The organism is Streptomyces sp. IBSBF 2435 (genome assembly GCF_036815005.1).
Taxonomy (GTDB): Bacteria; Actinomycetota; Actinomycetes; order Streptomycetales; family Streptomycetaceae; genus Actinacidiphila.
In genome coordinates, this window is sequence record NZ_JAJSYW010000059.1 from 21965 (window position 1) to 32652 (window position 10688).

A 10688-nucleotide genomic window follows, 5' to 3' on the forward strand; every position below is an offset into this window, starting at 1 on the left:
CCGCGCCTGCCCGGTCCTCCGGTCACACGGAGGCCCGGGCAGGCGTGCCCGTCAGGGCCGGTGGTCCGTCCGGACCGGTCAGGCGGCCTCGGCCGGCATCGGGCAGATTCAGACTTTGTCCAGCGGGCGGTGCGGGGGCGCCGGCAGCTCGACGGCGATCGGGTCGCCGGGGCGCAGCGTGCCGGGGGCCAGCACGATGCCCATGACGCCGGCCTTGCGGAGCACCGCGCCCGACTCGTCCCGGCCGACGACCTGCTTGAGCAGGCCGGCCCGGAAGCGGTCGATCTGGCGGCAGGGATTGCGCAGCCCGGTGATCTCCACGACGGCCTCGGGTCCGAGGCGCAGCCGGGTGCCGGCCGGCAGGCCGAGCAGGTCGATGCCCCGGGTCGTGACGTTCTCGCCCAGGTCGCCGGGGGTCACCGCGTAGCCCGAGGCGCGCAGCTCGTCGAACAGCTCGGCGTGGATCAGATGGACCTGCCGGAGGTTGGGCTGCGCCGGGTCCTGGGCGATACGGGACAGGTGCTGGACGGTGACGCCGAGGTGGGCGTCACCCTCCACGCCCAGACCGGCGAGCAGCCGGATGCTGGATCGGTTGGGCTTGCTGAATCGGTGGTCCGTGTCGCTGCTGACCGCGATGACGGTGGCACGACTCATCGGATGGTCTTCCCCTCGATCGGATGCCCTGACCCGATGATTCATCCTACCGGGGAAAGACCCAGGTCAACGACCGATCTGCCGTCGGCTCACCCGGCGCAGCCTGCGCCGCTGCGAGGAGTCGAGGGCCAGATATCCCGCGACCGGGATACCGATGATGATCAGGAAGAACAGCCACAGCGGAATCCAGTGCAGCAGGATCAGCCCGAGGATGACGCCGCCGATGGCGACCTTCGTACGATTCGACATTTTCCCGCCTCCGTTCGCGGCATCCGGCGGCCGGACGCCGCGCCCTCTTCCCTTACCGCCTACCCAGCAGAACGCACCGCAGGCCGTCGTGGTTCCCCCGGCTCACCGGCCGCCGGTCAGGCCTGCCCGGCGCAGGGCGTCGGCCATCGCGCCGCCCGCCGCCTGGGGTGCGGAGCCGCCGCCGCGCCGGTCGCCCTGGCCCTGCCTGCCGCCCTGCCGCGGCGCCTTGCCGCGGCGCTCACCGCCGCCGCTGCCATTGCCGCCACCGCCGTTGCCGCCACCGCCGGCCGGACCGGACGCCTTGGCCTCGTCGTCCAGCCGCAGCGTCAGCGAGATCCGCTTGCGCGGCAGGTCGACGTCGAGCACCTTGACCCGCACGACGTCGCCCGGCTTGACCACCTCCCGCGGATCCGACACATAGCTGCGGGACAGCGCCGACACATGGACCAGGCCGTCCTGGTGGACGCCGACGTCCACGAACGCGCCGAAGGCCGCCACATTGGTGACCACGCCCTCCAGCAGCATCCCGGGCCGGAGGTCCTTCATCTCCTCCACGCCCTCCTTGAAGGTCGCGGTCTTGAACGCGGGCCGCGGGTCGCGGCCGGGCTTCTCCAGCTCGGCGAGGATGTCGGTGACGGTCGGCAGGCCGAAGGAGTCGTCCACGAAGTCCTGCGGGCGCAATGTGCGCAGGACCGTGCCGTTGCCGATCAGCTCGGCGATGCCGGTGCCCGCGGTCGTACCGATCCTGCGGACCACCGGGTACGCCTCGGGGTGCACCGCGGAGGCGTCCAGCGGGTCGTCGCCGCCGAGGATGCGCAGGAAGCCCGCGCACTGCTCGTACGCCTTGGGGCCGAGCCTGGCGACGCCCTTGAGGTCCTTGCGGGTATGGAAGGGGCCGTTGGCGTCGCGATGGGTGACGATGTTGGCGGCCAGGCCCTCGGTGATGCCCGAGACCCGGCGCAGCAGCGGCACCGACGCGGTGTTGACGTCGACCCCGACGCCGTTGACGCAGTCCTCGACGACCGCGTCGAGGGAGCGTGACAGCTTCACCTCGGACAGGTCGTGCTGGTACTGGCCGACCCCGATGGACCGCGGGTCGATCTTGACCAGTTCCGCCAGCGGGTCCTGGAGCCGGCGGGCGATGGACACCGCGCCGCGCAGCGACACGTCCAGCTCGGGAAGCTCGGCGGAGGCATAGGCGGAGGCGGAGTAGACCGAGGCGCCGGCCTCCGAGACCACGGCCTTGGTCAGGTTCAGCTCGGGGTGCGCCGTGATCAGCTCGGCGGCGAGCTTGTCGGTCTCCCGTGACGCGGTGCCGTTGCCGATCGCGATCAGGTCGACCCGGTGGGCCGCGGCGAGGCGGGCCAGTGTCGCCAGGGACTCGTCCCAGCGGTTGCGCGGCACATGCGGGTAGATCGTGTCGGTGGCGACCACCTTGCCGGTGGCGTCGACCACTGCGACCTTGACGCCGGTGCGCAGGCCCGGGTCGAGGCCCATGGTGGACCGGGTGCCGGCAGGCGCGGCCAGCAGCAGGTCGCGCAGATTCGCAGCGAAGACCCGTACCGCCTCGTCCTCCGCCTCCTGGCGCAGCCGGACCCGAAGATCGAGGCTGAGCCGGACCAGGAAACGCGTGCGCCAGGCCCAGCGGACCGTGTCGCCGAGCCATTTGTCGGCCGGGCGGCCGCGGTCGGTGATGCCGAACTGCTGGGCGATGCGGCGCTCGAAGCCCGTCGGGCCCTCGGCGGGCTCCTCGGGCTCCAGCGTCAGGTCGAGGATCTCCTCCTTCTCGCCGCGCAGCATCGCCAGCACCCGGTGCGAGGGCAGCTTGGTGAAGGGTTCGGCGAAGTCGAAGTAGTCGGCGAATTTCGCGCCCGCCTCCTCCTTGCCCTCGCGCACCTTCGCCATCAGCCGGCCGCGGCTCCACATCCGGGTGCGCAGCTCGCCGACCAGGTCGGCGTCCTCCGAGAAGCGCTCGGTGAGGATGGCCCGCGCGCCGTCGAGGGCTGCTGCCGCGTCCTCCACCCCGTTGCCGGCGGACGCATACGGCGCCGCAGCGGTCTGCGGGTCGAGCGCCGGGTCGGCGAGCAGGGCGTCGGCGAGCGGTTCGAGGCCGGCCTCCCGGGCGATCTGCGCCTTGGTGCGCCGCTTGGGCTTGTACGGCAGGTAGATGTCCTCCAGGCGCGCCTTGGAGTCCGCCGCCATGATCTGCGCCTTGAGCGCGTCGTCGAGCTTGCCCTGCGCCTCGATGGACTCCAGGACGGCCGCCCGCCGCTCGTCCAGCTCCCGCAGATAGCGCAGCCGCTCCTCCAGATTGCGCAGCTGCTCGTCGTCGAGTGTGCCGGTGGCCTCCTTGCGGTAGCGCGCGATGAACGGCACGGTGGCCCCGCCGTCGAGCAGATCGACGGCCGCCCGCACCTGACCTTCGCGTACGCCCAACTCCTCGGCGATCCTGCGTTCGACCGAAACGTTGCCGCTGATGATGCCGCTCCTCAGGCCCGGGCCAAGACGCGTGACGCTTGGCGGTTGTCAGCATCGTAGACGCCGCCGGTGGCCGTACCTGCTCGACGGGCCGCCGGGGGCGCCGCCGCCGGTGTGCGGCCGGTCAGGCGAGCGTCTTCTCGAACCAGTGGTCGGCGTACGGGCTGTCGTTGTACCGCTCGATCTCGCGGTAGCCGTGCCGGGCGTAGAGCGCGCGGGCCTCGACCAGGTCCGCGCGGGTGTCGAGGCGGACCGCCCGGGCGCCGAAGGTGTCGCGGGCGAGGCCCTCCGCCAGCTCGATCAGGCTGCCGGCCACGCCGCGCCCGCGGGCCTCGGGGACGACGAACATCCGGGTCAGCTCCACCGTGGCGGCGTCCAGCACCCGCACTCCCAGGCAGCCCGACGCGGCGCCGCCGATCCTGGCGACGGTGAAGATGCCGGTGGGCAGCGCCAGGTCGTCGCTCGGCTCCTGCGCGATCACCGCGGAGACTTCGGCGTCATTGGTCGGCCGCCCGTAGTAACGAATGATCAGCTCCGTGTAATACCGGCGTATCAGCTCTACCGCGTCGGGGTGCGACACCGGCAGGGGCGCGGTCGTCCAGTCGGCCGTGCGGAGATCGTCCGTGGTCATGCGGTCCATCCTGGCAGCGGTCAGGTGGGGATATCCCCCGGTTTTCCGGGGGTCCGGCACCCCGGGGAACCGGGTGATGGCGCCGTGGTCCGCGGCGGGCGGTGGTTCGCAGCGTCGCAGTACGGCCCGGCCGGGCCGTCATTGCCGGACACCGCCCGCCACCGAGGAGCGCCCATGGCGACCGTCCTGAGTACCGTCGACCCGTCCGAGAAGGCCCCGGACAGCGGGTCGAGCGGGACAAGCGAACTCACCCCGCTGCTGTGTGCGGCGCGGGAAGCCGGGCTGCTGCGGCGGCGCCGGGGGCACTACGTGATGTCGATCGCGGTGAATCTGCTGGCACTCGCCGCGGTGTGGGCGGCCGTGGTGCTGGTCGGCGGCACCGGGCCGTGGCGGGTGCAGGCCCTGGCGGTGCCCGCCGCGGTCCTGTCGGCGCGCGGCGGCTTCGTCGGGCACGAGCCGGGCACCAGCAGGTAGCGGCGGGCCGCAGGACGAACCGGGTCATCGCCCTCTTCCACGGCAATCTGCTGCTGGGCACGGGCGCGGGCCGGTGGGCGGACAAGCACAACCGGCGCCAGGTGCTGGCGTCGCGCAATGTGCGCGGCAATCCGGTGGTCGACTTCTTCCTGGGCGGTCTGAACTACCAGATCGAGTATCACCTCTTCCCGAGCCTGCCGCGCCCGGATCTGCCGCTGGCGCGTCCGCTGGTGGGCGCCCATCGCGCGCGGATCGGCGTCAGGTACACCGAGACCGGGCTGTTCGACTCCTGTGCGCAGGCGCTGGGCCATATGCAAGCGGTCGGGGCGCCGTTGCGCTGAGCGCCGCGGACCTGGCCCACCGTCACAGCCGGGCGGGCTTGGCGGTCCCGTAGAGCCAGGTCGCGAACAGCGGCGTGAGGTCACGGGTGGTCAGCCCGGCGCAATAGGCGGTGAAGTCGGCGGTGGAGGCATTGCCGTGGAGATGGGCGGCGGGCCAGCCGCGCAGCAGCGTCGCGAAGGCGGTGTCGCCGAGCGCCCGGTGCAGTTCGTGGAGGACCAGCGCGCCGCGGTTGTAGACGGGCGGTGCGGAGACGTCGGCGGCCGTGGGCGGCGCGGCGGGCGCAAAGGCCCAGGTGCCGGGGTCGGCGAAGGCGGTGGCGGCGCTGCGGGAGACCGGGACGCCGCCGTCGTCCTCCTGCCACAGCCAGGTCGCGTAGGTCGCGAATCCCTCGTTGAGCCACATGTCCTGCCAGCTGCTCGGGGTGACGGAGTCCCCGAACCACTGGTGGGACAGCTCGTGCACCAGTGTCGGTACGGCGACGGCGGGCCCGCTGCCGTCGCCGGGGAAGACCGGCCGGTTCTGGGTCTCCAGCGCGTAGCCGACCTGGCCGGACGGCAGGTGGTCCACGACGGCGCCCGCCGAGCCGAAGGGAAAGGGGCCGAAAAGGCCGGCCTCCCAGTCCAGGATCTCCGGCAGGCGGCTCAGCGCGGCGGCGGTCTGCCGGTCGTCCGAGCGCGGGTCGACGGCGGTGTAGAGCGCGATGCCGCCGGGGGTGCGGGAGCGGGTGACGGTGTAGTGGCCGATGCCCACGGTGGCCAGATACGTCGCCATGGGCGCGGTGCTGCGCCAGTGGAAGGACGTACGGCCCGCGGCGGTACGGGTGCCGGCCGGCTCGCCGTTGGACACCACGCCCAGGCCCGTGGGCACCGACATGGTGACGTCGAAGGCCGCCTTGTCCGAAGGGTGGTCGTTGCCGGGGAACCACGCCATCGAGCCGACGGGCTCGCCGAGCGCCAGGGCTCCGTCGTCGGTGCGGAACCAGCCCTCGTGCGACCCGTCCGGGTCGGTGAGCAGCCGGGGCACACCGGCGTAGGCCACCGTGGTCTCGAAGCGCGCGCCCCGGCGCAATGTACGGGCCGGCCGCACGGTCAGCTCGGTGCCGGAGCGGGTGGCGCGGGCCGCCCGCCCGTCGACGCCGACCCGGACGACGGTCAAGCCGGCGAGGTCGAGGTCGAAGCCGCGGAGGTCCTGGGCCGCGGTGGCGGTGATCACCGCGGTGCCGGCCAGCCGCCCGGAGCCCGGGTCGTAGGACAGGTCGAGGCCGTAGTGCGTGACGTCGTAGCCGCCGTTGCCCGCGGCGGGGAAGAGCCGGTCGCCCAGGCCCGAGGTCCCGGCGGGGGCCGTGCCGCTTCCGCCCGAGCAGGCCAGCAGGCAGCCCGCGAGGCACGCGGGGAGCAGCCGGGAGGCGGCGCGCTGGGCGGATCGGCGAAGGGGCACGCGGGCCAGCGTACGAGGTGGAAAGGGGTGGCGGGCGGCGGTGGCGTCTTTCACGGCGCCGGTGGCGCGGCAATACTGGGGCGGTGCCGCAGACCGCCCTGACCATCGACGAGCTGGCCGCCCGCGCCGGGGTGACCGTACGCACCGTCCGCTTCTACGGCGCCCGCGGCCTGCTGCCGCCGCCCGACATCGGACCGCGCCGGGTGGGGCGGTACGGCGCGGAGCACCTGTCGCGGCTGGCGCTGATCGAGGAGTTGCAGCAGCACGGGCTCACGCTCGCGGCCATCGAGCGCTATCTGGCGCAGCTGCCCGAGGGGATCAGCGCGCACGACCTGGCGATCCACCGGGCGCTGGTGGCGTCCTGGCTGCCCGAGGGCAGCGCGCGGCTCGGCAGGGAGCAGCTGGAGCAGCGGGCCGGCCGGCCGCTGGACGACGCCGATGTGGAGCGGCTGGCGGCGATGAACGTGCTGGAGCGGACCGCGGACCCGGACGTCTTCGTGGTCGACCCCGGCATCCTGCACCTGGGGGTGCGGCTGCTGGACATGCCGATCCCGCTGGAGGCCATCGCGGCGGCCAGGGAGGCGATGCAGAAGCACGCTCAGGCGGCGGCGGGGGCGATCAGCCGGATCTTCCGCGAGTCGGTGTGGGAGCCGGCGCCGGAGACCGAGCCGGACGCCGCGATGCGGTCGCTGTCGGCGCAGATGCAGCCGCTGGTGGTGCAGGCGCTGGTGACGGCCTTCCAGCGGTCGCTGAAGGAGCAGCTGTGGGCCTGGCCGGCGCCCGCGGCGGAACAGTCCTGACGGGACCGTCGGCAGCGGGCACCGGCTCTCCGGCCGCCGGTGTCAGCCGGCCTTCCTGCGGTCGGTGAAGGTCCCGCCGCGCTCCGCCGTGGCCACCAGCAGCTCGGGCGGGGTGAAGCGCTCGCCGTAGGCGGCGGCCAGTTCGCGCGCCCTGGCGGTGAAGCCGGCGACGCCGCCCGGGTAGCCGTTGATGTACTGCAGGACGCCGCCGGTCCAGGCGGGGAAGCCGATGCCCAGCACCGAGCCGATGTTGGCGTCGGCGACCGAGGTGAGCACGCCCTCCTCCAGCAGCCGGACGGTGTCGAGCGATTCGGCGAACAGCATCCGCTCCTGGAGGTCGGCGAACGGGACACCGGTGGCGGCGGCCTCGGTGTCCGGCCGCCCGAAGTGCTCGGCGAGGCCCGGCCACAGCCCGGTCCTGCGGCCGTCGGCGTAGTCGTAGAAGCCGGCTCCCCCGCTGCGGCCCGGGCGGCCGAACTCGTCGACCATGCGGTCGACGACGGCCTCCGCCGGGTGCTCCTGCCAGACGCCGCCCGCCGCCTCGACCGCGCTGCGCGTCTCACGGCGGATCCTGGCCATCAAGGTCAGGGTCAGCTCGTCCACCAGCGACAGCACCTTGGCCGGGTAGCCGGCCTGCGCCGCGGCCTGCTCGACGGTCGCGGCGGGGATGCCCTCGCCGATCATCGCGACGCCCTCGTTGATGAAGTGGCCGATCACCCGGGAGGTGAAGAAGCCGCGCGAGTCGTTCACCACGATCGGCGTCTTGCGGATCTGCCGGACCAGGTCGAAGGCGCGGGCCAGCGCCTCGTCGCCGGTCCGCTCGCCCTTGATGATCTCCACCAGCGGCATCCGGTCGACCGGCGAGAAGAAGTGCAGGCCGACGAAGTCCGCGCCGCGGCCCACGCCTTCGGCGAGCTGCGAGATGGGCAGGGTGGAGGTGTTGGAGCACAGCAAGGCGTCGGGCGCCACAATGTGCTCGATCTCCTGGAAGACCTTGTGCTTGAGCGCGGCGTCCTCGAAGACCGCCTCGATGACGGCGTCGCAGCCGGCCAGGTCGGCGGGCTCGGCGGTGGCGGTGATCCTGGCCAGCAGCGCGTCCCGCTTCCCGGCGGTGGTGCGCCCCTTGGCGAGCGCCTTGTCCAGCAGGCCCGCGGAATACGCCTTGCCGCGCTCGGCCGCGTCAAGGGTGACGTCCTTGAGCACGACGTCGATACCGGCCCGGGCGCAGGAGTAGGCGATGCCGGCGCCCATCATGCCGGCGCCGAGCACGGCGACCCGGGTGACCTTGCGGGCGGGTACGCCCGCGGGGCGGCCCGCGCCGGAGTTGACGGCCTGGAGGTCGAAGAAGAACGCCTGGATCATGTTCTTCGAGGTCGGGCCGCAGGCCAGCTCGGTGAAGTAGCGGGCCTCGATCACCGAGGCGGTGTCGATGTCGACCTGGGCGCCCTCAACGGCGGCCGCCAGGATGTTGCGCGGCGCCGGGTAGGGGGCGCCGGCCAGCTGCTTGCGCAGGTTGGCGGGGAAGGCCGGCAGGTTGGCGGCGAAGGCGGGGCTCTTGGGGGTGCCGCCGGGGATCTTGTGGCCGGGGGTGTCCCAGGGCTGGCGGGCCTGCGGATTGGCGTCGATGAAGGCGCGGGCGGCGGCGAGCAGGGCCTCGCGGTCCGCGGCGACCTCGTGGACCAGGCCCGCGGCCAGGGCGCGCGGCGCGGAATACTGCGTGCCCTGCAGCAGCACCTTGAGCAGGGCGTCGGCGATGCCGAGCAGCCGTACGGTCCGGACCACGCCGCCGCCGCCGGGCAGCAGGCCGAGGGTGACCTCGGGCAGGCCGATCTTCGTACCCGGCGTGTCGAGGGCGACGCGGTGGTGGCAGGCCAGCGCGATCTCGTAGCCGCCGCCGAGCGCGGCACCGTTGATGGCGGCCACGACGGGCTTGCCGAGGGTTTCCAGGCGGCGCAGCGCGCGCTTCATGCGCATACCGCCGGCGAAGACCTCCTCGGCGTCACCGGGGGTGGCGCGGATCAGGTAGCGCAGGTCGCCGCCGGCGACGAAGGTCTTCTTGGCGGACGTGATCACGACACCGCGGATGTCGTCGATACCGGCTTCCAACCGGTCGACGGCGGCGGCGAAGGCGTCGACGAAGGCGGCGTTGATGGTGTTGGCCGAATGCGCCGGGTCGTCGAGGACGAGGGTGACGACGCCGTCCGCGTCCTGCTCCCAGCGGATGGTGGTGGGCTCGCTCATGTCGGGTTGGCTCCGTAGCGGCGGGTCGGGGCGGGGACGGGTCAGAGGCGTTCGATGACGGTGGCGACACCCATTCCGCCGCCGACGCAGAGGGTGGCGAGCCCGTAGCGCAGGTCGCGGCGCTCCAGCTCGTCGATGAGCGTGCCGAGCAGCATCGCGCCGGTGGCGCCGAGCGGGTGGCCGAGGGCGATGGCGCCGCCGTTGACGTTGACCTTGTCCAGGCCGACGCCCATGTCCGCGGCGAAGCGCAGGACGACGGCGGCGAAGGCCTCGTTCATCTCGATCAGGTCGATGTCGTCGATGGTCAGGCCGGCCTTGGCGAGCGCCTTGCGGCTGGCGGGGGCGGGGCCGGTGAGCATGATGGTCGGCTCGGAGCCGGAGACGGCCGCGGAGACGATGCGGGCCCGCGGCGTCAGGCCGTAGCGCTCGCCGATCCCCCGGCTGCCGATCGCCACCAGGGCGGCGCCGTCCACGATGCCGGAGGAATTCCCCGCGTGGTGGACGTGGTCGATCTTCTCCACCCAGTGGTACTTCTGCAGCACGACCGCGTCGAAGCCGCCGAGGTCGCCGATGTCGGCGAAGGACGGCTTGAGCGCGGCCAGCGACTCGGGGGTGGTGCCGGGGCGCATGTGCTCGTCGTGGTCGAGCACGACGAGCCCGTTGCGGTCCCGCACGGGCACCACGGAACGGGCGAAGCGGCCGTCCTTCCAGGCCTCCGCGGCGCGTTCCTGCGACAGCGAGGCATAGCTGTCCACGTCGTGGCGCGAGAAGCCGCCGAGGGTGGCGATCAGGTCGGCGCCGATGCCCTGGGGCGCGAAGCCGGTCTCCAGGTTGGTCATCGGGTCCATCGCCCAGGCGCCGCCGTCGCTGCCCATCGCGACCCGGGACATCGACTCGACGCCGCCGGCCAGCACCAGGTCCTCCCAGCCGGAACGCACCTTGGCCGCCGCCATGTTCACCGCTTCGAGGCCCGAGGCGCAGAAGCGGTTCTCCTGGACGCCGGCCACCGTGTCGGGCAGCCCCGCGGCGACCGCCGCGATGCGGGCGATGTCGGAGCCCTGGTCGCCGATCGGACTGACCACGCCGAGCACGATGTCGTCGATCGCGGCCGGGGCGAGGTCCGGGTAGCGGTCGCGCAGTTCGTGGATGAGGCCGACGACCAGGTCGATCGGCTTGGTGCCGTGCAGGGATCCGTTGGCCTTTCCGCGCCCTCGCGGGGTGCGGACGGCGTCGTAGACGTAGGCGTCGGTGCTCAACGTCGTGCCTTTCTGTACGGGGGCGGGCGGGTGCGGGCGGCGGGGCGCGGGCGCCCCCCCCCCCCCCCGCCCCGGCTGCTGCGCGTGACGCTGCAACGCGTCGAGTGGGGCGCGGTCGGCACGGTC

The 10688-nt window shown here is 73.2% G+C and carries 8 protein-coding genes and 1 pseudogene; 2 read left to right on the forward strand and 7 right to left on the reverse strand.

Going from position 1 to position 10688, the window contains the following annotated elements; all coding sequences use genetic code 11:
- Positions 1-108 precede the first annotated feature (108 nt).
- From V7E46_RS14270 to V7E46_RS14285, 4 genes are all read right to left on the reverse strand, one after another.
- On the reverse strand, positions 109-654 hold the full coding sequence (locus V7E46_RS14270; RefSeq protein WP_333768766.1) for an MOSC domain-containing protein: 546 nt from the start codon (positions 652-654) through the stop codon (positions 109-111).
- 66 nt (positions 655-720) lie between these two features.
- A complete protein-coding gene (locus tag V7E46_RS14275) occupies positions 721-903 on the reverse strand; it encodes a hypothetical protein (RefSeq protein WP_329181144.1) in 183 nt (60 codons plus the stop codon).
- Between the two features lie 102 nt (positions 904-1005).
- Positions 1006-3381, reverse strand: a complete 2376-nt coding sequence (locus V7E46_RS14280; protein WP_333768773.1) for a Tex family protein — start codon at positions 3379-3381, stop codon at positions 1006-1008.
- A 124-nt stretch (positions 3382-3505) separates the two neighbouring features.
- Positions 3506-4012, reverse strand: a complete 507-nt coding sequence (locus tag V7E46_RS14285) for a GNAT family N-acetyltransferase (RefSeq protein ID WP_333768767.1) — start codon at positions 4010-4012, stop codon at positions 3506-3508.
- A 174-nt stretch (positions 4013-4186) separates the two neighbouring features.
- On the opposite strand from V7E46_RS14285, the pseudogene V7E46_RS14290 reads away from it, so the two are divergent.
- A pseudogene (locus V7E46_RS14290) lies at positions 4187-4827 on the forward strand (fatty acid desaturase).
- 22 nt (positions 4828-4849) lie between these two features.
- Here V7E46_RS14290 and V7E46_RS14295 read toward each other — a convergent pair.
- Positions 4850-6265 (reverse strand): M1 family metallopeptidase, encoded by a 1416-nt coding sequence (locus V7E46_RS14295; RefSeq protein ID WP_333768768.1) that lies wholly within the window; start codon positions 6263-6265, stop codon positions 4850-4852.
- Between the two features lie 83 nt (positions 6266-6348).
- Here V7E46_RS14295 and V7E46_RS14300 point away from each other — a divergent pair, with 83 nt between their 5' ends.
- Positions 6349-7065, forward strand: a complete 717-nt coding sequence (locus tag V7E46_RS14300) for a MerR family transcriptional regulator (RefSeq protein WP_333768769.1) — start codon at positions 6349-6351, stop codon at positions 7063-7065.
- Positions 7066-7107: 42 nt separating this feature from the next.
- On the opposite strand, the gene V7E46_RS14305 is transcribed toward V7E46_RS14300, so the two are convergent.
- Entirely contained in the window at positions 7108-9306 is a 2199-nt protein-coding gene (locus V7E46_RS14305) for a 3-hydroxyacyl-CoA dehydrogenase NAD-binding domain-containing protein (RefSeq protein ID WP_333768770.1), read from the reverse strand.
- 41 nt (positions 9307-9347) lie between these two features.
- The gene (locus V7E46_RS14310; RefSeq protein WP_333768771.1) at positions 9348-10562 is read right to left on the reverse strand and encodes an acetyl-CoA C-acetyltransferase; all 1215 of its coding nucleotides are present in this window, start codon (positions 10560-10562) and stop codon (positions 9348-9350) included.
- Between the last annotated feature and the right edge of the window lie 126 nt (positions 10563-10688).

Coding starts and splice junctions, on each gene's coding strand:
- V7E46_RS14270 (WP_333768766.1), bottom strand. CDS start 654: ATGAGTCGTGCCACCGTCATCGCGGTCAGCAGCGACACGGACCACCGA.
- V7E46_RS14275 (WP_329181144.1), bottom strand. CDS start 903: ATGTCGAATCGTACGAAGGTCGCCATCGGCGGCGTCATCCTCGGGCTG.
- V7E46_RS14285 (WP_333768767.1), bottom strand. CDS start 4,012: ATGACCACGGACGATCTCCGCACGGCCGACTGGACGACCGCGCCCCTG.
- V7E46_RS14305 (WP_333768770.1), bottom strand. CDS start 9,306: ATGAGCGAGCCCACCACCATCCGCTGGGAGCAGGACGCGGACGGCGTC.